Here is a 22,638-nt window from a genome sequence, read left to right as displayed (position 1 = left end):
ATTCACGGGAGGTTTCACTAATGAGCGCGATCAATTATACCTGGCTTGAACAATATGCACGTATTTCGACGAATCCCGTTTCGAACTCTGTTTACGATGCACCTCTGGCTTCGTTAAGAGACGCGGATCAGGCAAGAGATATGCTAATAGCATACAACGAACATTTGCGTGCGGATAACTTGCAAACCGCAGCGGTGTATTTCATGCATTCTGTTCGTGGTTTGCTTCTGGGGATACATTATCTAAACGCGATGTGTGACAAGCTGCTGGATATTTCTCTGGACAATATCCGATTACAGCTCACTCTGCAGGAAGGATATCCCGCATTTCATTTTCAACTGTTGGATAGCACCGAACTTGCCCATCCTGCGCCGTCCGTCAAGGACGCAATGAACTCGGCAGCGGCTTCTACATCCGCACGAAAGGCTATGCTGACGGCTTATTACGGAGAACAGCTCCGGTCATTAATCGAAGGGGTGGCACTGGCTGGCGGGGCGAATACGGGTCAGATGTGGGCACAGCTTGCATCCATCCTGAGATGGTTCAAGACGCTGGCTGTCCAGATGGAGATTACAGATCCGGAGCGGGAAGCGGTTATTCAGGGGTATGAGCATGTGATAACGATGCCGCCGGAAGTTATGGGATTACGTAAAAATCTGTTGAGATTCAAGCCGGTAGAGATCGACAGCCCGTATCAACCTGGGGAGAAGATTTTAATGAAGTCCACATGTTGCCTGTATTATAGGGTGGATGGGGGTCAAGATTATTGTTATACCTGTCCCAAACTGAGCAAAGCCGAGCGGCAAGATCGATATGAAGCGATTGTGGCCTCCCGGTAAATTTGATGTAGATACGGGAACACGTTTATAATTGAGATATGACCATATTATAGGAGGAATCAGCAATGTCCGTATATTCGTACAAGGCAGTAACAACCGCGAATCAGGAAGTATCACTGGATATGTATCAAGGCAAGGTGCTCGTCATTGCAAACACAGCCAGTAAATGTGGACTGACTCCGCAATACGGTGACCTGCAGAAGCTCTACGACCGTTATCGTGATCAAGGCTTGGTCGTGCTGGGGTTCCCTTGTAACCAATTCGGTGGACAGGAGCCAGGAACAAGCGAGGAGGCGGAGTCCTTCTGCCAGATCAACTATGGTGTCAACTTCCCGGTCTTTGCAAAAGTGGATGTGAACGGGGAAGAAGCTCACCCCCTGTTTCAATATTTGAAAGAACAGCAGCCTGGATCAGGTGAGACCAGCGACATTCAATGGAACTTTACCAAGTTTCTTGTGAACCGCGAAGGTGAAGTAGTTGGCCGTATTGAACCGAAAGAATCACCAGAATCCATGAGTGCTGCGATCGAGCAATTGCTCGGTTAATATACGGTATAGGATGTAAATTTACGATGAGAAGCCTGCCCTTCTAACTAGAAGGGACAGGCTTCTTTGTATTGTTTAAGAAAGGATGTACATTTGTCCAAAAGGCTCCTTTCTCACGCAATCAGTAATCTAAGAATAGTGATTAAGATTTCGGCAGTGGTTTGCTAAGCTTGTAGTACCCTTGTTCGGAGGCAAGCTTCAACAGATTACGAGCGTAACTTCCTGCCCATGAATAACCATGTCTGCGTTCCTCACTGATATCGAGAATATTCATATATTTTTTGCCATCCCGGTCTGCATAGAAAGGAATATCTTCATCCACATTATAGAAACGGTACCAGATCACGCTACCCGCATCCGGCTCGAAATATACAGGGCCTCGTCGATTGTATTTGGTACCATCTTCGCGAACGGTGTCAAACCATTGCAAGGCGCTTTTGGCGGCACGTTCGATTTCAGGTGTCTGTGGTAGGGACATCAGGAAAGCCGTAACAGCAACAGACTCTGATCCCGATTTGGAAGCCAGCTCATAGGCTCTGCCAGGTAACGGTTCATAGGTCACAGGGTCATGCTGTGCTCCCCAGACGGTGGGAACTCCGTTATTGATGATCTGGGCTTTCAGCGTGTATGTAATGCCTTTGTCCAGTGCGGCCTTTAGTTTACTGCGTTCCTGGCTTGTCAGGATATCATGATCAAACCCGTGTTTGCGCTGGGTGATATCATCCAGAAGGATCATCGTCTGCACCATCGCATTATCATTGTACGTTACGGCATCCGAGTAATTACTGCGTTTAGGATAGACCTGAGGCCAGCCACCCGAAGGGTACTGTGATACGAGAATAAAATCAACGGCTTTGCGGACACTTTCCTTAAAGACGGGATTACCTGTTCTGGCATACATATCGGTAAGGAAGCGGATTTCCGAAGTCGTAGCATCATTATCGAAGGTGCCCAGCTCAACACCACTCGGGTCTTTCCACCCGGAACGCTCCGTTACACCGTCCCAAGGAGCTGCGTATTTTTTCTCCATGTCCTTGTAGAAGCCACCGTGTGGCATCTGCCAGGAAACGATATTCAGCGCATATGCCGTATCTTTGGCAAGATCCCCTGTGGCGAAGTTGCCGATATCCCTGAATTTTTGCAACAAAGAGGACACATCCACCCCGATCGAACTGGACTTGTAGCTTGGCAACACTTCGGTTTTAACGGTCACTGGCGCGGAGGAAATATCAGTAGTACCGGAAGCAGCGGCATATGGAACGGAGAATCCGGCGGTAATTAAGGCCATGGAAAGGGTAAGGGGAATGATGCGTAATGGGGCTAGCAATGTACGGTTATTCAAATGAATGCCTCCTAAAGCTATTATTTTGTTATAACTAATATGGAACACATGTAACAACTAATCCAATAAAAGGATTCTATATATTGTAAGAGCTTACTAATAAAGAAATCAACCTTAAATATAAAATGGGATCATTTTTATTACATCCTCGATCCATTATGATCGAATAGAAGAGAAGCCTTACACGGTCGTTGATACGGAAATTGAATGATTTGGAGAGCATAAGCATAATGCAACCGGGGGAAAATGAAATTAGTGAAAAACCGGATTGGGGTCAATCCCATCAACTTACGTATTGAAGTCATTGATAAACCGAGCGTGGAAGCTGAACTAGCGCTATTTTATGAGAAAATAAAGATTATTTTTGCAAAACCTATTGCAATGTGAAAAAGGTCACATTATAATGAGTGTATAAAGTGAAATAAATCACAAGGAAGTCATCGGACATATAGTGAATTATTTCACAACTATAATAACGTTTATTATTCATTATTTTATATACTCCAAGGAGGAACTACACATGAAAATCGCAGTTATCGGATGTACACACGCAGGAACGGCAGCTATCGTAAATACCGCTAAATTATACCCGGACGCCACCATTACGGTCTATGAACGCAATGACAACATTTCCTTCCTGTCTTGTGGCATTGCGCTCTACGTCGGTGGAGTGGTGAAAGATCCGGACGGTTTATTCTACTCTTCTCCAAATCAATTGGCAGATCTCGGTGTGGTAACCAAGATGCTGCATGAGGTTACAGCTGTTGATGCGAAAGGTCACACCTTGCGGGCTAAAAATCTGCAAACGGGGGAAGAATTTGAAGATACATTTGACAAACTGATCGTAACTACGGGTTCATGGCCAGTTGTACCAAAACTTGAAGGCATCGAGATGGACAACATCTTACTCTGCAAAAACTACAATCATTCCAACACCATCATCGAAAAAGCGAAGGATGCGAAACGCGTGACTGTAGTCGGCGCAGGTTACATCGGAGTTGAATTGGTGGAGGCATTCGAGATGAATGGCAAGGAAGTAACACTGATTGACAGCGTGGATCGTATTTTGAACAAGTATCTTGACTCCGAATTCACAGATGTTATCGAAGATACACTGACTGAAAAAGGCATCAAACTGGCGCTTGGTCAAACGGTGCAGAAGTTTGAGGGTGAGAATGGTAAAGTAACCAAAGTCATCACATCCAAAGGGGAGTTCGAGACGGACTTGGTCATCCTCTGTATCGGCTTCCGTCCGAATACGGAGCTGCTCAAAGGTCAAGTGGATATGCTGCCAAACGGTGCAATCATCGTGAATAAATATATGCAAACAAGCCAGGAAGATGTCTTTGCTGCAGGTGACAGCTGTGCGATCCATTACAACCCGACAGGCAAAGCGGCCTACATTCCGCTGGCAACCAACGCCGTGCGGATGGGTACGCTCGTAGCACGCAACCTGGTTCGTCCAACGACGCCTTACATGGGAACACAGGGCACATCGGGTATTAAAATTTATGAACAAAATATTGCAGGAACGGGTATGACCGAGATGTCTGCCAGGGAGGAAGGGCTGGTTGTAGAATCGGTTATTCTGGAAGACAGCTACCGTCCGGAATTTATGCCAACCGCTGAGAAACTGCTGCTTAAAGTGGTCTACGAACAAGCCACTCGCCGGATTGTTGGTGCGCAGGTGATGTCACAAGTGGATCTGACGCAGTCGATCAATACGATCTCGGTTTGTATCCAGAACAACATGACCGTGGATGAGCTGGCGTTTATCGACTTCTTCTTCCAACCACATTACAACAAACCGTGGAACTTCTTGAACACTGCAGGTCTGCAAGCCCTGCCTCCGGTAGAAGTTAAAGCTCCAGCACTGGTGTAGGTTGGTTGTGCTTGGGCAAGGCATCCACAATGAATGCGAATAGCAACTATAGAGAATTAGGGTGCATCAGAAAATAAAGGTAAAGGGAAGGCTGGCGATCATATCGTCAGTCTTCCTTTTTGTTGTCTCTGTTGTCTGTGCCGTCTGTCTATATCATCTTGTTTCTTCATTTTCGTACTTCAATCCTATTTCTAAGGGTCTCAAATTCTTTGGGGGGAGACAGTTGGGGAATTGGATCATATTCTCGAATTAGATTGTGATTATTTGCACAAAGTTTTCTGCGAGGTCGATATACAATGAATTCATGGATAGATTTGCTTAAAATACGGACGGATTGATGACAAAGGAGAGGATGATATATGGCGACTAAAACCCCTCAAGAGGTTGCACAATATACGGCAAAGGCCGGGTTGAAGAAAGCACAAAATCCGGTTTCCTCAGTACTGATTCTGGGGTTCTTGGCAGGTGCCTTCATTGCGCTTGGGTTTCTGTTGGATATTCGTGTAATTGCATCTGCACCAGCAGAGTGGGGAAGCATTGCCACATTTATCGGAGCGGCGGTGTTCCCGGTAGGTCTGATTCTGGTCTTGATTGGCGGAGGAGAACTATTGACGGGCAATATGATGGCTGTACCGCTCGCTGCAATCACACGTAAAATCTCTCCAGCCAGCATGCTGAAGAACTTGCTGCTCGTTACATTTGGCAATCTGCTCGGTGCCCTGTTCGTGGCCTTTTTCTTTGGTCATGTACTTGGGCTTACAGCCGAAGGTGTATACCTGACTAAAGTAGTTGATATGGCAGGGCACAAGTTACACGACAGCTTCCTGCAGGCTTTTATCTCAGGCATAGGTTGTAACTGGCTAGTGGCGCTGGCAGTCTGGCTGTCTTATGCAGCCGATACGATGAGCGGTAAAATTCTGGGTATTTGGTTTCCAACGATGGCGTTTGTGGCGATCGGGTTTCAGCACGTTGTGGCTAATATGTTTCTTATTCCGGCAGCGATCTTTGAGGGACACTACTCCTGGGGACAGTATGCCATGAATTTTATTCCGGTCTGGCTGGGGAATCTGACGGGCGGAGCAATGTTCGTAGCGGCTGCATACTGGATGGTATATCTGCGCAAGACCGAGCAAGCAGCCACAGTAGCCAAAAAGGAAACATTGGTTCCTGCTGTAACTGCTCCTATGGAAGCAGAGGGCAGAGCGATGTGGAGCAAACAGGCTTAACCTAGGGTAGAGTAGACACTTAGGAGCATCGTATTTGCAAGTATAAATAGTCAGAGTGTAGGAAGATAGTTACGGAGATTTACCAGAAATAATGAAGTGAGATGATGCATCTTATCGCTTCACGACAAGTTTGGTCGTGGCGAGAGGAGATAGGATCATCTTTTTTTTGCGCAAAATAAATTCGCCATGACAAGGTTCGGGGGAACGAAACCTGAGCATGGCGAATTTCGGGAGTGGTCCATGATATGGCATGAGGAGGAAGTGGGGAAACACCAGCCTAATGCCTTGTTCTTAATTTACCCCTGGTTTCAGAGAATGAATCAAAGGGATAAAACTTTTTTTGAATAAACAAGAATAATAGATTTGCACAGAAATAGGCTACCCGACATTCACGAAAATTTAGCCGATTTACCCTGTTCTCTTTACGTTTTAGTCCCGAACGGGATATGATATAGGGATAGCCATTGAAAGAGGGGGAGCCAAACGATGATCGATCAGGAGAATGGTGTATTTCCAGCGGTATGCCCGCTCGATTGTCCAGACACATGTGGTCTGCTATTACATAAAGAACAAGGTAAAATTGTTAAGGTAACCGGTAATCCGGATCACCCCATTACGAAGGGTGCGATCTGTAATAAAGTTCGAAATATGACGGAGCGGGTGTATCATCCCGAGCGTCTTCAATATCCGATAAAACGAGTCGGTGCCAAAGGTGAAGGCAAGTTCGAGCGGATCAGCTGGGACGAAGCGCTTCAGGAAATTACGGGAAAGTTCAAAGACTTGTCTGCAACGTATGGACCTGAGAGCATACTCCCGTATAGTTTTTACGGTAATATGGGTGTGCTGGGTGTAGACGGTATGGATCGGCGTTTCTTTAATGCGCTGGGGGCAAGTATGCTGGAGCAGACGATTTGTAATGCTGCGGGCAACACCGGCTGGAAATATACGATGGGAGCTAATCACGGCACGTTGCCTGAAGATACAGAGCATGCGGATCTGATTGTGGTCTGGGGCGGGAACATCGTCAGCACGAATATGCATCAGGTCGTACTGGCGGAGAAGGCCCGCAAGAACGGTGCCAAGATTGTGGTTATTGACGTTCACCGCAACCGGACGGCGCAATGGGCAGATTGGTTTATTCCGCTCTACCCGGGTACAGACAGTGCGCTGGCACTGGGGTTGATGCATGTGCTGTTTGAACAAGGACTAACGAATGAAGCGTTTATGCAAAAGTATACCGTAGGACACGAAGCGCTGCGCGAGCATGTGCGTAAGTACAACCCGGAGCGCGTAGCACGGATTACGGGCGTGACGGAAGAAACGATTGTGGAGCTGGCGCAGCTCTACGGAGGCGCCAAGGCTGCTCATATTCACATTGGGAATGGTTTACAGCATCATGACAATGGGGGCATGAACGTACGCAGCATTGCCTGCTTGCCTGCGATTACGGGGCAATGGCTGAAGCGCGGCGGCGGTGCGGTTCGTACGAACAGTTACGCGAGCACCAACAGTGATGCGCTGGAGCGGCCTGATCTAAGGCAAGAGGCTGAGCCGCGAGTCGTGAATATGAACCGGATTGGCGAAGCATTGCTGGAAGCGGAGCAGCCGATCCGGGCCATGTTAGTTTACTGCAGCAATCCACTGGTGGTTGCACCGGATACGGAACGAGTGGAGCGAGGTTTTGCAAGGGAAGATCTGTTTACGGTCGTACATGACCTGTTCATGACGGATACGGCGAAATATGCAGATATTGTGCTGCCAGCGACGTCTTCTTTTGAAGCAACGGACCTGTATCTGTCCTACTGGCATCAGTATGTCCAGCTCCAGGAGCCGGTTATCGCGCCAATCGGCGAAAGCAAAAGCAATGTGGAACTGTTCTCGCTGCTGGGGCAAGCGATGGGTTATGATGCGGATATCTTCGGTGAAACACCGGAGCAGATGATTGAGAATGCACTTCAAGACACAGAAAATCCGTATATGAACGGGATTACGCTGGACGGTCTGAAGCAGCATCGTTTTGTGAAGCTGGACATGTCGGCACATGAGTCCTTCCTGGAACATCTGCCTACGCCATCCGGTAAAATTGAATTATATTCCGAGCAGATGGAGCAAAAGGGGCTACCGCCATTGCCGACATACGCTGCGTTAGTTGAGGGTTTTGATGGAGAGAATCCGGCTGGACCTAATGACGCGTATCCGCTAATGTATGTTTCTCCGCCAAACCATAATTTCTTGAACTCCAGCTTCGGCAATTCAGCTAAACATCAACGGTTGGAGAAGATGCCGCTATTGCAGATTCATCCAGAGGATGCGGCTCGCCGCGAAGTACGGGATGGCGATGCGGTTGTAGTATGGAATGAACGTGGACGCATTGAATTGACCGCTAAAGTGACGGATGCCATGCTCCCGGGAACGGTCATCAGCCAAGGGCTGTGGTGGGACGGCGATGGTAAAAAGCAACGCTCCAACTCGCTGACATCTAATCGATTGTCGGATATGGGGAATGGCGCAACCTTTTTCTCGGCCACGGTTGAAGTGAAGCGACAATAAGGGTGATTGCAGTTAATAAGACGCATTTCTCTGTAGTAATGTAGTAGTCCAAAATTACAAAGGAATGATAATATGAGACAATTATCAGAGTATGAGTCGGCGAAGCGGGATATTGTCATGTCTAGCATATATTATAGGTGTTCTTATACTATTTTATATGGCTCTGGAGGCCTCTTTTATTATTGCTATTGTTGTTTGTGTACCTTTGGAAATTGCGTTTGTAATAAGATTGATGTATGAAGTGAAGAAAATAAAAAAAATCAGTCAACGCGATGCTTCTTAGATTAATTCCGATGAAAGGCTTTCGCCGTAGGGAGTCATGCTACGTGTGCGGGAGCCTTTTGTCTGGAAACAGGCTAGTGGATGTCGGGTAGTCAGGTGTAAAGAGTAATGGACGAATGGACTGCAACAGGAACCGCTACGATTGCTCTGTTTAGATTCGTGCTTCATGGAGCGAAAAAGCATTGAATATGTCAAACCAATCTCAAATAAATATTGACAAAATAAATTTAATATGCTATAATTTACATATGTAGAGTTTCTGTATATAATGGGGTTCCCTGGCCAGGGGAACCTTATTTCTGTTTATGTGGGAGGAAATTACTACGATGAGCCAAAATAAGCCCAGCATCACATCCCTGATTTCAGCTTTTGCCCGAGCCTATCATGTTGAGCATGATGAACCGCTTATTATTAATGATTTTTTAGCGACAAAGCTGATCACCTCACAAGAATGTGCAGATATTGGAGCAAGTATGATTCAAGGTATAGATTTCTTTCACTCGGACGCAGATCGTCAGTTCGGCGGAGACCGGGATCAGATTTTAAAATGGATCGTTCAAGTCCAGCTCTCACCCATAACATTGGCTCGTTCTGCCTATAGTGAGCAGGTGATGCTACAAGAAGTTGCATTGGGAGTGAAACAAGTGGTTATCCTTGGTGCGGGCATGGATACGTATGCGCTCAGACACCCGGAACTGGAGTATACACTAGATATTGTTGAGGTGGATCTTCCGCTCGCCCAACAGTTGAAGAAAGAGCGTTTGCAACAGGCAGAGCTTTTGATTCCGAGTAATCTTCATTTTGTTCCTATGGATTTTACCCGAGAGATTATTAACACTGATTTTACGAGCACAGTATTGAGGAATGTGAAAACCGTATTTACATTACTCGGGGTTTCGTATTATCTGTCCAAAGAAGATTTTTTTAGCTTGATCCATCAAGCCTTTACAACGCTCCCTGCTGGAAGTTCTATCGTATTTGATTACGCAGATGAGTATCTTTATGAGGAGAAAGGCAAGTTTAATCGGGTTGAAAATATGGTTAAGATGGCCGCGATGGGTGGCGAACCGATGAAATCCTGTTTCACCTATGCGGAACTGGAGCAGTTGCTTGAACAAGCAGGGCTTCTGATCTATGAGCATCTTTCACCTGAAGATATACAGGAGCGTTATTTCAGTCAACGAACGGATGACTTGTCAGCCTTTGAAACCATTCATTTTATTCATGCGGTGAAAAAGTAACCTTAATTCCTCAATAGCCTTGACCATTTGCTACACGATCTGACTTGCTTTGTATAGAGAGATGCCTTTATCTTGATCTTTATGCTTATGTTTAGTGAGCGTTAGGTTAGGACTTTCTTATAAAGCAAGTCATCTTCCAACACGTGAAGTGCGCTTGCTGTCCAAAAAGAATATGAGAACGTATTGAATATGTCGTTTATTTCTGCGAAAATTAGATAAAATAGTTGAAATCGCTATCACCAGCGACTATAATGATAATGTCGAAACGTTTCAATCTAGCCTGTATAGCTGATTGGTTAATGTTCTTGTTGAACAAGGATGTAGAAATTCATTATTAATGAACGGCTCATAACGACCGTTTTGTCTTTGCAGAAGCAGAGAGACAGGAAGGTTGAGCAATGATTATTTTTTTAAAAACAGCTCGAAACGTTTCGATCTATAAAATAAGGTAATGCTGAGAAGTAAGCAAAGAATCACGATAACGGTACAACCAAAGCATAACGAGAGTTAACCCGAACATCACTAACAAGTGCATCACCAAGAATAGTAACTATACAAGAAACAGAGAATTGGACTCAAGTGGTAGTAGTTGTTATTCTAATACATTCTATCTGCTATAGATTAATGAACGTAACGGATGAGTTAAGTAAGAAGGGGCGAGCAAGGAATGGCAACGATCAAGGATGTGGCAAAGCTGGCAGGTGTGGCGCTCTCCACTGCTTCCTATGCATTGAACGGGGACAGCAAGGTGAGTGCCAAGACCAAAGCCAAGGTGCTTGAGGCAGCACGGGAATTGAATTACCGTAAAAACGGCTTTGCCATGGATCTGAAACGGAGCCGGACCAATACCATCGCGCTAATCTTGACGGACTTGTCGGGACCTTATTACTCCGAGCTGATTCGTAGTGTGCAGGATGTGGCGCTGGCGAACGGGTATGACCTGATTGCGTGTAGCTCGATGGGTGGAGGAGATTCAACGGCCGTACGTTTTTTGCGTGAAAAAAGAGTGGATGGAGCCGTTGTTCTGGCTCATAACATCCATGATGAAATCCTGATCGAGTCTGCGGGAGCGCGATTCCCGATCATTGTTATGGATCGGCAGCTATCTGGTGATCACCTCGTTAACGTGCTGGTGGATGGTGAGCAAGGGGGATATTTGGCAACCCGCCGTCTCATCAGAGGCGGTCATGTGGATATTGCTTATATCAGCGGGCCATCCAACTCCTATGATAATGCACTACGTTACCAGGGATATCTCCGGGCGATGCGAGAAGCGGGGCTTGCAGAAAAGTCCAAGTGGCGCCTGAACGGCAATTTTGTACGCGAAGGAGGCTTCAGTGCAACCAAGATGATGATTATGCAGGGCGAGCTTCCGACAGCGGTGTTTTACGGAAATGACGAGATGGCGATAGGTGGACTGAAAGCATTTGAAGAGAGCGGTATTTCGGTACCGGGTGATATTTCAGTTATCGGATTTGATGATATCCAGCTGTCTGAATATATTCAACCACCGCTGACTACGATTCGTCAGCCCAAGCATGAGGCCGGATCACTGGCTGGACATCTGCTGTTCCAGATGTTGAATGGAGAGAGTGTTAATCCATCTTATACGTTGACGATTGATCTGGTGGAGCGCGGTTCTGTGGGTTCTCCTTAAGGTAGAGAGTAGGACATAAGGTTACCGGGTTAGCATCATGGTATGTAATACAGGCGGCAACTGGGGCAGTAGGTGCAAAAGGTGGGCAAGTATTCATCACAGCAAGACTTGGCTAAGATGGATACATAACGATGAGAAGTGTGATCTGTAACTGAACACAATGTGTTACTTGTATTACAGTATGAGGGTTATCGTTGGAACGGGTCAGAAACGACCGGTTCAAAGGGAGCCCTATTCTTTTTCAAAAATATCGAAACGTTTCGATTTTAAGCGGTAAACTAATTTAAGGAGTGATAGAGAGATGGCAACAACTATGAATGAAACGATTCGTCTTGCAGCAGGAGAAGTCACATTTACTTTTTTGAACAGTGGAGACTTGTACCAGGCCACTTCCGGTTCAACAATGCTGAATCAATTACTTAGCAACCCGATTGATGGGTCTTTGAATAATCTGTACCTGCGTGTACATGAGGATGGGGTAATCACTTCGTTCCCGCTCCTCGGCGTGCATTCTGGCAGCCAAGTATCCACAAGTAAATCACATGCAGACCGTCAGCTGATCTGGACAGGCAGCGTTCAACCGAACAATGAAGCGCAGGCGATCCAGTATAAAGTTGTATTTACGCTTGCACCGCAAGGAATCTGGTTCTGGGATGTGAAGATTACAGGACAACAGCAGCGTGTCGATGTGGTCTATGGACAAGATGTGGGACTTGCTGATCCGGGCGCAGTACGTAGTAATGAAGCATATTTGTCTCAATATATTGACCATACGGTATTTGAAGATGATGCAAAAGGTTATGTGGTATGCTCACGTCAAAACCAGCCGCAGGGCGGCGTTTTCCCTTACATGCAACAAGGTGCTCTCACCAAAGCAGTGGGCTACTCCACGGATGGATTCCAGTTCTTCGGACTGTCTTACAAAGAAACCAATCAACCTGAAAGTCTGAGTCGTCCGTCACTGGCAAACGAGACTTACCAGTATGAATTCGCTTATACTGCACTGCAATCCGAGCTGTTGGAACTGAACGGTGAAACAGAGGTTGTTTTCTATGGATTGGCGAAGCCTAACCATGCATCGGGCATCACTGCGTTGGAGTTTGGGGATGAAGTTGAAGCGGCATGGAACGAAGTGCAGGCTCTGAACGCAGAGCTAGGTGATGTGCTTGAGCAGGTGAAACTCTCCTCGGCTTTGGGTGAGCCACTGGCTGCACTCGATCTGACACAGGAAGAAATTAACGACCTGTACCCTGACCGTCATCAGGAAGAACGTAGTGGGAATCAACTGTTGTCCTTCTTTACGGAATCTTACGAACATATCGTATTGAAAGCCAAAGAACTGCTGGTAGAACGTCCACATGGACACATTCTGATGAGTGGCGGCAATGTAGAACTTGGTGCACAGGTTATTACAACTACATCGTACATGTACGGAATGTTCAACTCACAGCTCGTCATTGGCAACACGAATTTTAATAAAATGATGAGCAATGCCCGTAATGCCTTGAACGTGCCGAAGACGGCGGGACAACGCATCTATGTGGAGATGGATGGACAATATCGCCTGCTAACGATGCCGTCTTTGTTCGAGATTGGTTTTAACTACGCCCGTTGGATTTACAAAATGGAGTCCGATACACTCATCGTGACAAACTATACAACGACGCATGCCACAGAAGTGCGCATGAATGTGCGCTCGACAAGTGGCAAGGCTTATCGTTACCTGGTGACGAACCAGATTACGATGAACGTGAATGAGTACGAATATCCACTGCACATGACACAGGATGGCGATACACTGATATTCAAAGCAGATTCGGAGTCCCTCAGTGCAGGAACGTATCCAGAGCTTGAGTACCGCATGACGGTTGAAGGTGCTGCTGTTCAGGCTGGAGACGAAACGTTGCTTGCCAGCGGTGTTCGCAGCGGCTCTGCTTCGCTCGTAACGCTCAGTTTGGAAGCAAGTGCGGAATGGACGCTGAAGGTTCAGGGTGTGCTGGAAGGTCAGGCAACTGCCGGTGCTGATACAGCAACTTCTACTCTTTCTTTTGAAGAAGAAGTGCAGGCATACCGTGAGTTCTTTGCAGGTGTCATGAATGGTTTCCGTCTGTCCCGTGGTGAGAGCCAGGATGCGGAAGATTTGTTCAAAGTCAATGCGCTTGCTTGGTGGTACACCCACAATATGCTGGTTCACTACTCTGTGCCTCACGGTCTGGAGCAATACGGCGGCGCGGCTTGGGGTACACGTGATGTGTGCCAAGGTCCGGTGGAGTACTTTATGGCAACGCAAAAATATGAGCAAGTTCGCGATATTATCAAAATGGTGTACACACACCAGTACGAAGATGATGGCAACTGGCCGCAATGGTTCATGTTTGATAAATACTTTGAGATTCAACAGGAAGAGAGCCATGGCGATATCATCGTATGGCCGCTGAAAGTGCTGGCAGACTACCTGACGGCAACTCGTGATTATGCGATTCTGGACGAGAAAGTGCCTTATACCGTCAAACACAGCTTCGGGTTCACTGAAGAGACAGCCACGGTACTGGATCACGCGAAAAAAGAGATCGATTACATCCGTGCGCACTTCCTGCACGATACGTTCCTGTCCTCCTATGGAGATGGCGACTGGGACGATACCCTCCAGCCAGCCAATGCACAGCTCAAGCAATACATGGTGAGCAGCTGGACGGTGGCCTTGACGTATCAATCCGTGAATGTTCTGTCACAGGCATTGAAGTCGAAAGACGAAGCTTTTGCGCAGGAGCTTGCAGCACTGGCAGAGGGGATCCGCGAGGACTTCAACCGTTATATGTTGGGCACAGATGTGATTCCGGGCTTTGTGTACATGGAAGAGGCGGATCAGGCGAAACTGATGCTGCACCCGACAGACACCGAGACAGGCATTCAATACCGCCTGCTGCCAATGACTCGCAGCATGATCGGTGAGTTGCTGAATGCAGAACAGGCCGAGGCACATTATGCGCTCATTCGTGAGCAGTTCCTCTGCCCGGATGGTGTACGTCTGATGAACCGTCCTGCACAATATGCGGGCGGCGTGAGTACACACTTCAAACGTGCAGAGCAAGCGTCCAACTTCGGACGTGAGATCGGTTTGCAATACGTGCATGCCCATATCCGTTACGTGGAAGCGATGGCGAAGCTCGGTAAGACCGATCAGGTGTGGAATGGTCTGGCGATGATCAACCCTGTGGGGATCCGCGAAGTTGTGCCTAACGCAGAGATTCGCCAAGCGAATGCGTACTTCAGTAGTTCGGACGGCAAGTTTAACACTCGTTACGAGGCGCAGGAACATTTTGACCAGCTTCGCAAAGGGACGGTAGAGGTGAAAGGCGGATGGAGAATCTACTCCAGCGGTCCTGGAATCTACATGAACCAGTTGATCTCGAATGCACTGGGTATTCGCCAGGAAGGCGGCAACCTGGTGATCGACCCGGTACTGCCGGCTGAGTTGGACGGCATGCAATTTGAATTCGAATATGCAGGCACGCCGGTGACATTTATCTACCATCTGAATGAGAAAGCTGTCAGCCGTGTAACGGTCAATGGAAAAGACGTGGCTGGTGAGCGTACAGCGAACCGTTATCGTCAAGGCGGGGTATGCATCTCGCTGGATACGTTCAAACAAGCAAGCGGCGCAGCAGAGCGCACGATTGTTGATGTTTATATGTAAGCTGGCAATTATGTAAATAATCAAGGCCAACCTTCATTCAGAGGGTTGGCTCTTTGGTTTACCTCACGTGTTATGCTGCATATGCAAACCCAATTACCGCTTAAGGCCGTGGCACCGCAAGCACCGTGTGTAACAGCTCATTATGCCGTATATGCTTGGTCTCGTAGCCCAGGTAACCCAGCCAGTTGCACAATTCGCCTAGCAATGGGAAATGGCGCTCTCGTAATGCTCGTTGTTGTTCCGCATCTCCAGTTGTGGCAGCATACCTACTATAAGCGTCGCGATGGGCGGAATCCGTAAACATCAAGTCAGTGAGACAGATTCTGCTCGTGCCGCTGGCTTTGAGCACACGCTGTATTTCTTCCAAAGCGAGCTGCTGCTGTTCCGGGCCCAGATGATGAAAGGCAAAACTGGATACGACAAAGTCAAAGGAGTGATCAGCAAAAGGAAGCGCCAGGAAATTACCGAGCTTCACATGCATTTGCGGATATTTCCGTCGGCACGTTCGCAGCATTTCCCGTGACTGATCCATTCCGGTCATGACTGCACTCTGGTTCAGCATTCTGCCAGCCAGATTGCCTGTTCCAGTCCCGATGTCCAAGCCAGCTTCCCCGGATACTGGAGAGATCCACTGTACAGTCTGTTCCAAGGCTTCATCATAATTGTGGTACAGGCTGAAAGGCTTGTCTTCTTTTGTTTTTCCGGCCTGAACCCGCTGATCATGGATGGCTGCTTGCTGATCATAATTCCAGCGGTCATGCCAGTTCTGTCTTGCCTCCCGCAGACGACGTGCACTACCAGCCAGCTCGTGTAGATGACTGACATCCAGCGACCCGTCCTGACGGTTCAAGTCCATCATACGCTGAGTCGTATCCATCATCCGTTTCAACTCTACCCATTGGGCATACATTACCGCTTGCTGCAGCTCCAGATATTCCTCCAATCCCTGCTGGTTGCCTTGATCTATCTCAGCGAGGGCATGGGTAATGTCCTGCAGGGACATGCCAATCTCGCGCAACGCTGCAATCGTCTGCAGACGCCAAATATCATTTTCCGTATAGGTGCGGTATCCGTTGCTGGACTGTTTGGCAGGCTGGATTAACCCTTTTTCCTCATAAAAACGAATAGCTCTTGCCGATATTCCCAGCCGGGATGAGGCTTCTTTGATATTCACTCTGATATACCTCCTTACCTTATTGAACCGTATCTATAATGGTTACCATGGATTCAGTATAAAGTATGACGTTACGTCAAGGTGAAGTCGATTTTCATTATTTGGTCAAACGAAGGCGGAATTTTAGTCCACCTGGCGGCTATGCTACAATAGATAGCAGAATAAGGCTCATGAAAAAGATCGTAAAATGAGGCAAAACTACAAAATATTTAATGACGATATATGAAAGGTTGAATCGGCATGCTTACCAGTCATACGTATCAAATTCGTGCTTCCGAGATGAAGGATGCAAACCAGCTGATGGAGCTTGATCTGCTGGTCTGGAACGCCTCCACTTCGCCAGCTCCGATGCAATGGCGATCCAGACAGCAGTATTTGCAATATTGCCCGCCAGGCAGTCAGCTAATCGCGGTACAAGAGGATCGGGTATGCGGATACGTAGGCTTCCATCCTCCCACAGGAATGCCGGTAAACCGCCATGTATACGAGATACATATTGCAGTTCACCCTGAATTTCGCCGCTCGGGTGTAGCGACAGCTTTAATGAAAGCAATGAAGCAGTACGCGCTGGAGCAAGGCATTCGCAAGCTCAGGCTGCGTGTGTTATCAAGTAATCCGGGAGCGGTTGCTTTCTATGAGCAATGTGGGTTTGTAACGGAGGGGAGGCTTGTGTCCGAGTTTCGAATCGGTGGCAGCGATGTGGACGATATTTTGATGGCTTATTTTATTCATGCATAGGCTGTTTAAACAGTTTGCTGATGGAATAGGCAAATGAACTTCGCAGAGGAGGAATAAACAATGGATATGGGACTTCGCGGTAAAAAAGCACTGGTGCTGGCCTCCAGCCGCGGCCTGGGCAAAGCGGTGGCGGCACAGCTGGTACTGGAAGGTGCCGATGTGATGTTGGCAAGCCGGAGCGAGGACAAGCTCGCTATCGTCAAGGAAGAGTTACTTGCACTTGGTGGCGGTGGACGCGTGGAATATGTCGCAACGGATGTAACTCGTAAGGAGGACATCGCGGCACTTATTCAGGCAACAGCAGAGCAGTTTGGGCAGATCGACATTCTGGTCAATAATTCCGGCGGTCCGCCTTCGGGTACGTTCGAGTCACTGACAGACGAAGACTGGGAGCATGCATTTGAGCTAAACATGCTTAGTTATGTCCGGCTGATTCGAGGTGTACTTCCGTATATGAAGACAAACGGAGGGCATATCGTCAACATTGCTTCGACTTCGGTCAAACAGCCTATTCCCGGCCTGATTCTGTCGAATACGTTCCGTACGGGTGTGTTTGGCCTCGCCAAGACGCTCTCTCAGGAGCTTGCGCCTTACGGCATTCTGATTAACACCGTATCCCCTGGACGCATCGCAACAGATCGGATTCGTGAGCTGGATACGGCGCGAGCAGAACAGAACGGGGTCAGTGAAGATGAAATCGCGGAGCAGTTCCGCAGAGAGATTCCGATGGGGCGTTACGGCCAGCCAGAGGAATTTGCCAAAGCCGTTGTATTCCTGTTATCCGGGGCCAACACCTACATTACCGGAACGTCATTAATAGTGGATGGTGGCATGGTGCGTGCGCTCTAAAAGACTGTTATGTACCTGATCATCATTAAAGCCCCTCCTTCACCGCTGCTGAAAGCGTGAGAAGGAGGGGCTTGGCATGGAAACATTCTGTAGGGGTGAAGAACCCCCGACGCATTTATAACGTTTCATCAAGCGCTAAATGATTGGATGGTTCATTACGCAGGGTTTTCACCAAGATCGGATGTGCTCGTACTTGCCTTATCAGTCGTACCTGTCTTACCCGTTGTATCTGTCTTCTCGTTCTCCGGCAAAGGTTTTACCGAGGCGCCCGAATCATCTTTCAAACGAGGGCCGTGGTGATGCTTCGGTTCAACCGATGGACGAGTCCCATTGACAAGGTCTGTGATACGCCCGGTTAGGTCAGCAACTCGCTCATTATATTGAGCCTGTGTGATCTTACCCTCTTTTAATTCTTGCTGCAGATCCGATGTTCTGTCGGTTGCAAGCTTCTGAATAATGGTTTGCACGTTTACCTTCTGAGCAGATGCAATCTCGGCAAGGGTATTGCCTTTTTGTAGTGACGAAGATAGTTCGTTCGTTGTCAGTCCAAGTAGAGACGCGAGCTTGTCCAAGTTGCGATCCACTTCAGGGCCAAACCCCCGTCCAGGCAAACCAACTCCAGGCGCAGGGAGTTCAGGTTTCTTCGCGCGTAATGCGGATGGTTTTTCTTTTACAAGTTCGGTTACATGCTCCGTATGAGCGGTTAGACGCTCATTATACTGAGTTTGTGTAATCTTGGAGTCAGTAAGTTGCTGTTGCAGTTCCTTCTTCTCCATGGCTACAAGTTTATCAATGAGCGTCTGTGTCTCCACTTTTTTTGAGGCAGCAATTTCAGCAAGGGACTGGTCTGCTTTTAGAGCTGCTTTTAATTCATCTTTGGTTATGCCCAGCACCGACAGGACTTCTTCGGCATGAGGGCCGAACCAAGGCCCAAGTCCTCGTTCTGCTTCGCCAGGTGGTTTCAATATATGGGATCCCATCGGGGCAGTGCGTTTATTTTGGAGTGCATCGGATGCTTTCGCCGCAGGGTCTGCATGAACCGCAGTTGTTGCCAGCAAGCCCCCGCCAAGTGCAAACGTTAAAGCTAAAGCGCTGGTTACTTGTACTGCTTTTGATGTTGTGGTTTTCTTCATCCGTGATCATCCTTCTTCCTTGAATAGAGTTAGTGGTTATATAGCCACAACGCTATCTTAGGCACAGAGCATGAAGCAGAGATTAGTTCAACCTTAACGGGAAGTAAAAAATGGTGTTATAACCACAATAACCCCTCATCTGTGGCAAGTGTGAATGTCACAGATAAGGGGTAAGCGGTCTTACGTGATACGATCTTACGCGATAAGGTATGATGTATTTCAGTGTGCTTTGAATGTAATTCATTTATGAAAATAGGATACAAGTCCGTTTTATGTCCATTATGTAAGGCTGATTATCGCAAAAGTTCCCATTCATGCTGCAGCATGCCGTATACCGCATGATTGACGTACCCTTTAGGCAACTTCTCCGCCTGACGGATGACACCTTCAAGCACAAAGCCCAGACGTTCCGGGATGGCACGGCTGCGTTTGTTGTTGGTGGCACAGCGAATCTCGACCCGGTTCAGATCCAGCGTTACCAGAGCGTAATCGACCAGGACACGGCAGGCGCTAGTCATCAGGCCTTGTCCTTCGAAACCTTTGCCAAGCCAGTATCCAATGCTCACCGAGCGGCTCGACCAGTTGATTTCGTGGAAACCGATGATGCCTGCAAGGTCTCCTTTTAACCATATGCCTGCAGTGAAGCCACCATTCTCTGCAGCTTGTTTTAACGCGTTGGTAATAAAGCTCGATGTATGTTCAATCTCGGTCACCTGATCCACCCATGGCAGCCAATGTCTCAGTTGATCCCGGGAACGATCCGTCAGGTCAAACAGCGGTTTGGTGTGTTCCATCAAAAGTGGGCGAAGCTCCGTATATTCATCCAATGAATAGGTAAACATGATTGCAACCTTCTTTCTTTATATAATAGGTAGATTAGCGGGGAGGCAGGGGTAGTTTGCGCTCCAATGAGAACAGATCTTCTTCCATAGAGGCCATGCGCTGGTTCACCGTTGTGCGTGCGTCACGGAGTGCCTGATTATATATGTAGGGAGCAAGCTGTGTCATAAACAGATCGAGGACGCCCCATGCCGCCAGATCACCCAATTCTTCGCCGCGCTCCTCTTCAAAATACGACTGGATCGTGCGAATGGCTTCGTCCTGCTGTTCTTTGGTCAGTTTTAGCGTGTTCACTTGGGAAACCCTCCCTTAAATTTAGTTTTACTATCATGCTACATGATTCGTGCGAACTCGTCAAAATGGTATTGGGCCTAACTTGTGCGAAGGCAGTTATATGTCTAATCCCGATTTTTGGTGTTGTTATTTATTGAACTCCTCTCTCGTTAAAGGTATATTTAAATGAAACGCGTACGAAACTTTCCATGAAAGCGGATATTTTCAGGAAATGACTTCGTATTTAAGGAATTTAAGCCGGAATTGCTGCAATTCTTGCAAGCTCCAATCCATTCATGAAAGGTTTGATACTCGTGGACAATCGATTCACAACCCCACCTAACTTTATTAAAAATATCATTACCGAAGACCTCCGGTCGGGCAAAGTCCAGGAAGTTATTACCCGCTTTCCTCCGGAACCGAACGGTTATCTGCATATTGGTCATGCGAAGGCGATCTGGATCAACTTTACGCTGGGCGGCGAGTTCGGCGGCAAGACAAACCTGCGCTTTGATGACACGAACCCTGTGAAGGAAGACGTGGAGTACGTGAACTCCATCCAGGAAGACGTGAAATGGCTCGGATACGAGTGGAACGAGAAACGTTTTGCCTCGGATTATTTCGACGAGATGTACAACCGTGCGGTCTTGCTTATTCAAAAAGGTAAAGCCTACGTCGACGATCAAAGCGCCGACGAAATCCGTCAAATGCGCGGAACGCTGACTGAGCCGGGCAAGAATAGCCCGTACCGCGAACGTTCGGTGGAAGAGAATCTCGATCTGTTCACACGGATGCGTGCAGGCGAATTCAAGAACGGAGAGAGGGTGCTGCGTGCCAAGATTGATATGGCTTCGCCTAACATCAACCTGCGTGATCCGGTCATCTACCGTATCTCTCATGCACACCACCATAACACGGGCGACAAATGGTGCATCTACCCGATGTATGCATTCGCACACCCGCTGGAAGATGCCATTGAAGGCGTCACTCACTCCCTGTGTTCCCTGGAGTTTGAGGATCAACGTCCATTCTATGATTGGGTCATCGCGGAATGTGAGATGGAGGGTCAGCCGCGTCAGTATGAATTCGGCCGTCTGAACCTGTCCCAGATGGTTACGAGCAAACGTAAGTTGAAGCTTCTTGTGGACGAAGGCCATGTCGATGGCTGGGATGATCCGCGGATGCCAACGATCTCAGGTCTTCGCCGCCGGGGGTACACACCGGAAGCCATTCGTGATTTTGTTTACGAAACAGGCATTTCCAAAAACTATGGCGTGATTGATCTGCAAACGCTGGAGCACTTTGTTCGCGAGGATCTGAAACTGAAAGCTCCGCGCACGATGGCTGTGCTGCACCCGCTCAAAGTAGTCATCACCAACTATCCTGAGGGACAAGTCGAGTGGCTGGAGGCCGAAAATAACGTAGAGAACCCGGAGATGGGCAATCGCCAAATTCCGTTCTCCCGTGAAATTTACATTGAACAAGACGACTTTATGGAGAATCCGCCGAACAAATACTTCCGTTTGTTCCCTGGCAATGAAGTTCGTCTGAAACATGCTTATTTCATTAAATGTAACGATGTGATCAAGGATGCGGATGGAAACGTCGTTGAGATCCATTGCACGTACGATGTGGAAACGAAGAGTGGCAGCGGCTTTACAGGACGTAAAGTCAAAGGCACGATTCACTGGGTAGAAGCGACACAAGCGGTACCTGCGGAATTCCGTCTGTACGAGCCGTTGATTTCGGCTGATGCACCGGAAGCGGAAGCTGAGGTAGAAGTGGAAGCTGCTGTAGCAGGAGCTGAGATGGAGGCAGATGTGACTGGTGCTGAAGTAGAGACCGTGGAGCAACCGGAAAAAACGTTCCTGGATCAGTTGAATCCGAACTCCCTCGAGATCGTTCACGGTTACGTGGAGCAAGAGATGAAAGAGGCACAACCACAGGACAAGTTCCAATTTTTCCGTCACGGTTACTTCAGTGTTGATCCGAAGCACTCCGAGCCAGGCCGTCCGGTATTCAACCGGGTTGTATCGCTGAAAAGCTCGTTCCAATTGCCTAAGGCATAAGGTAGATACACGAGGATACGAGATGAGATAAATGTACAAGAGCATGAGACAACGCTGGTGGGTAAACAAACGTCCAGCGTCAGCCTAACGTTAATTCACTCGCCGAATGCCTGATGGATTTGGTTAGAGCACATAAGTTTCGGGACGAGTAAGCTGCATAAACATTCGAAAGGCGTTCCTTCATCATTAAGATGACGGGACGCCCTTTTTTTTATTTTTCGGTATAGAGCAGCCGTCTGCCATCACATTAACACGTCGCCGACCCATCCATTTCATATGCGAGATATTCTAACGGTCACAG

At 47.8% G+C, this 22,638-nt stretch carries 17 protein-coding genes; 12 read left to right on the top strand and 5 right to left on the bottom strand.

Annotation, left to right across the window (positions count from 1 at the left end):
- Window positions 1–20 precede the first annotated feature (20 nt).
- Both ACUTVW_RS24650 and ACUTVW_RS24645 read left to right on the top strand, forming a co-directional pair.
- Window positions 21–839 carry a (2Fe-2S)-binding protein gene (locus ACUTVW_RS24650; RefSeq protein ID WP_445648203.1) on the top strand — a complete coding sequence of 273 codons (819 nt, stop codon included), beginning with the start codon at window positions 21–23 and terminating at the stop codon, window positions 837–839.
- A gap of 65 nt (window positions 840–904) precedes the next feature.
- Complete coding sequence (locus tag ACUTVW_RS24645; RefSeq protein WP_445648202.1) at window positions 905–1,384, top strand: glutathione peroxidase; 480 nt, start codon at window positions 905–907, stop codon at window positions 1,382–1,384.
- A 142-nt stretch (window positions 1,385–1,526) separates the two neighbouring features.
- Here the strand turns inward: ACUTVW_RS24645 and pelA are convergent, their stop codons facing one another.
- On the bottom strand, window positions 1,527–2,726 hold the full coding sequence (gene pelA / locus ACUTVW_RS24640; RefSeq protein WP_445648201.1) for a pectate lyase: 1,200 nt from the start codon (window positions 2,724–2,726) through the stop codon (window positions 1,527–1,529).
- Window positions 2,727–2,981: 255 nt separating this feature from the next.
- Between pelA and ACUTVW_RS24635 the strand changes: the two genes are divergently transcribed.
- From ACUTVW_RS24635 to ACUTVW_RS24605, 7 genes are all read left to right on the top strand, one after another.
- A complete protein-coding gene (locus ACUTVW_RS24635; RefSeq protein ID WP_445648200.1) occupies window positions 2,982–3,113 on the top strand; it encodes a hypothetical protein in 132 nt (43 codons plus the stop codon).
- A gap of 133 nt (window positions 3,114–3,246) precedes the next feature.
- A complete protein-coding gene (locus tag ACUTVW_RS24630; RefSeq protein ID WP_445648199.1) occupies window positions 3,247–4,608 on the top strand; it encodes an FAD-dependent oxidoreductase in 1,362 nt (453 codons plus the stop codon).
- Window positions 4,609–4,967: 359 nt separating this feature from the next.
- Window positions 4,968–5,834 carry a formate/nitrite transporter family protein gene (locus ACUTVW_RS24625; RefSeq protein ID WP_445648198.1) on the top strand — a complete coding sequence of 289 codons (867 nt, stop codon included), beginning with the start codon at window positions 4,968–4,970 and terminating at the stop codon, window positions 5,832–5,834.
- A gap of 486 nt (window positions 5,835–6,320) precedes the next feature.
- Window positions 6,321–8,384 carry a molybdopterin-containing oxidoreductase family protein gene (locus ACUTVW_RS24620; protein ID WP_445648197.1) on the top strand — a complete coding sequence of 688 codons (2,064 nt, stop codon included), beginning with the start codon at window positions 6,321–6,323 and terminating at the stop codon, window positions 8,382–8,384.
- Window positions 8,385–8,992: 608 nt separating this feature from the next.
- Window positions 8,993–9,907: a class I SAM-dependent methyltransferase gene (locus ACUTVW_RS24615; RefSeq protein ID WP_445648196.1), complete on the top strand. Its 915-nt coding sequence runs from the start codon at window positions 8,993–8,995 to the stop codon at window positions 9,905–9,907.
- Window positions 9,908–10,574: 667 nt separating this feature from the next.
- A complete protein-coding gene (locus ACUTVW_RS24610; RefSeq protein ID WP_445648195.1) occupies window positions 10,575–11,564 on the top strand; it encodes a LacI family DNA-binding transcriptional regulator in 990 nt (329 codons plus the stop codon).
- Between the two features lie 301 nt (window positions 11,565–11,865).
- Window positions 11,866–15,261 (top strand): GH36-type glycosyl hydrolase domain-containing protein, encoded by a 3,396-nt coding sequence (locus ACUTVW_RS24605; RefSeq protein WP_445648194.1) that lies wholly within the window; start codon window positions 11,866–11,868, stop codon window positions 15,259–15,261.
- Between the two features lie 100 nt (window positions 15,262–15,361).
- Here ACUTVW_RS24605 and ACUTVW_RS24600 read toward each other — a convergent pair whose 3' ends face one another.
- A complete protein-coding gene (locus ACUTVW_RS24600; protein WP_445648193.1) occupies window positions 15,362–16,435 on the bottom strand; it encodes a methyltransferase domain-containing protein in 1,074 nt (357 codons plus the stop codon).
- 240 nt (window positions 16,436–16,675) lie between these two features.
- Here ACUTVW_RS24600 and ACUTVW_RS24595 point away from each other — a divergent pair, with 240 nt between their 5' ends.
- Together ACUTVW_RS24595 and ACUTVW_RS24590 are read left to right on the top strand one after the other, a co-directional pair.
- Window positions 16,676–17,173, top strand: a complete 498-nt coding sequence (locus ACUTVW_RS24595) for a GNAT family N-acetyltransferase (protein ID WP_445648192.1) — start codon at window positions 16,676–16,678, stop codon at window positions 17,171–17,173.
- A gap of 60 nt (window positions 17,174–17,233) precedes the next feature.
- Entirely contained in the window at window positions 17,234–18,022 is a 789-nt protein-coding gene (locus ACUTVW_RS24590; protein ID WP_445648191.1) for an SDR family oxidoreductase, read from the top strand.
- Window positions 18,023–18,177: 155 nt separating this feature from the next.
- On the opposite strand, the gene ACUTVW_RS24585 is transcribed toward ACUTVW_RS24590, so the two are convergent.
- The 3 genes from ACUTVW_RS24585 to ACUTVW_RS24575 all read right to left on the bottom strand — a co-directional run bounded on the left by ACUTVW_RS24585 (window position 18,178) and on the right by ACUTVW_RS24575 (window position 20,289).
- Entirely contained in the window at window positions 18,178–19,155 is a 978-nt protein-coding gene (locus ACUTVW_RS24585) for a hypothetical protein (RefSeq protein WP_445648190.1), read from the bottom strand.
- A gap of 293 nt (window positions 19,156–19,448) precedes the next feature.
- Window positions 19,449–19,997, bottom strand: a complete 549-nt coding sequence (locus ACUTVW_RS24580) for a GNAT family N-acetyltransferase (protein WP_445648189.1) — start codon at window positions 19,995–19,997, stop codon at window positions 19,449–19,451.
- Between the two features lie 34 nt (window positions 19,998–20,031).
- On the bottom strand, window positions 20,032–20,289 hold the full coding sequence (locus tag ACUTVW_RS24575; RefSeq protein WP_445648188.1) for a DUF2164 domain-containing protein: 258 nt from the start codon (window positions 20,287–20,289) through the stop codon (window positions 20,032–20,034).
- Window positions 20,290–20,564: 275 nt separating this feature from the next.
- On the opposite strand from ACUTVW_RS24575, the gene ACUTVW_RS24570 reads away from it, so the two are divergent.
- Complete coding sequence (locus ACUTVW_RS24570; protein ID WP_445648187.1) at window positions 20,565–22,337, top strand: glutamine--tRNA ligase/YqeY domain fusion protein; 1,773 nt, start codon at window positions 20,565–20,567, stop codon at window positions 22,335–22,337.
- Window positions 22,338–22,638 lie beyond the last annotated feature (301 nt).

The sequence above is a fragment of the Paenibacillus sp. TSA_86.1 genome (assembly GCF_052691815.1).
The sequence above is the reverse complement of the archived record's forward strand: the minus strand, read 5'-3'. Positions and strand labels throughout refer to the sequence as shown.

Bases quoted from the DNA above. Each gene is read 5' to 3' on its own strand.
- ACUTVW_RS24580 (WP_445648189.1), bottom strand. From the start codon at position 19,997: ATGTTTACCTATTCATTGGATGAATATACGGAGCTTCGCCCACTTTTG.
- ACUTVW_RS24595 (WP_445648192.1), top strand. From the start codon at position 16,676: ATGCTTACCAGTCATACGTATCAAATTCGTGCTTCCGAGATGAAGGAT.
- ACUTVW_RS24615 (WP_445648196.1), top strand. From the start codon at position 8,993: ATGAGCCAAAATAAGCCCAGCATCACATCCCTGATTTCAGCTTTTGCC.
- ACUTVW_RS24585 (WP_445648190.1), bottom strand. From the start codon at position 19,155: ATGAAGAAAACCACAACATCAAAAGCAGTACAAGTAACCAGCGCTTTA.
- ACUTVW_RS24650 (WP_445648203.1), top strand. From the start codon at position 21: ATGAGCGCGATCAATTATACCTGGCTTGAACAATATGCACGTATTTCG.
- ACUTVW_RS24645 (WP_445648202.1), top strand. From the start codon at position 905: ATGTCCGTATATTCGTACAAGGCAGTAACAACCGCGAATCAGGAAGTA.
- ACUTVW_RS24630 (WP_445648199.1), top strand. From the start codon at position 3,247: ATGAAAATCGCAGTTATCGGATGTACACACGCAGGAACGGCAGCTATC.
- ACUTVW_RS24570 (WP_445648187.1), top strand. From the start codon at position 20,565: ATGAAAGGTTTGATACTCGTGGACAATCGATTCACAACCCCACCTAAC.
- ACUTVW_RS24620 (WP_445648197.1), top strand. From the start codon at position 6,321: ATGATCGATCAGGAGAATGGTGTATTTCCAGCGGTATGCCCGCTCGAT.
- ACUTVW_RS24590 (WP_445648191.1), top strand. From the start codon at position 17,234: ATGGATATGGGACTTCGCGGTAAAAAAGCACTGGTGCTGGCCTCCAGC.
- ACUTVW_RS24610 (WP_445648195.1), top strand. From the start codon at position 10,575: ATGGCAACGATCAAGGATGTGGCAAAGCTGGCAGGTGTGGCGCTCTCC.
- ACUTVW_RS24605 (WP_445648194.1), top strand. From the start codon at position 11,866: ATGGCAACAACTATGAATGAAACGATTCGTCTTGCAGCAGGAGAAGTC.
- ACUTVW_RS24625 (WP_445648198.1), top strand. From the start codon at position 4,968: ATGGCGACTAAAACCCCTCAAGAGGTTGCACAATATACGGCAAAGGCC.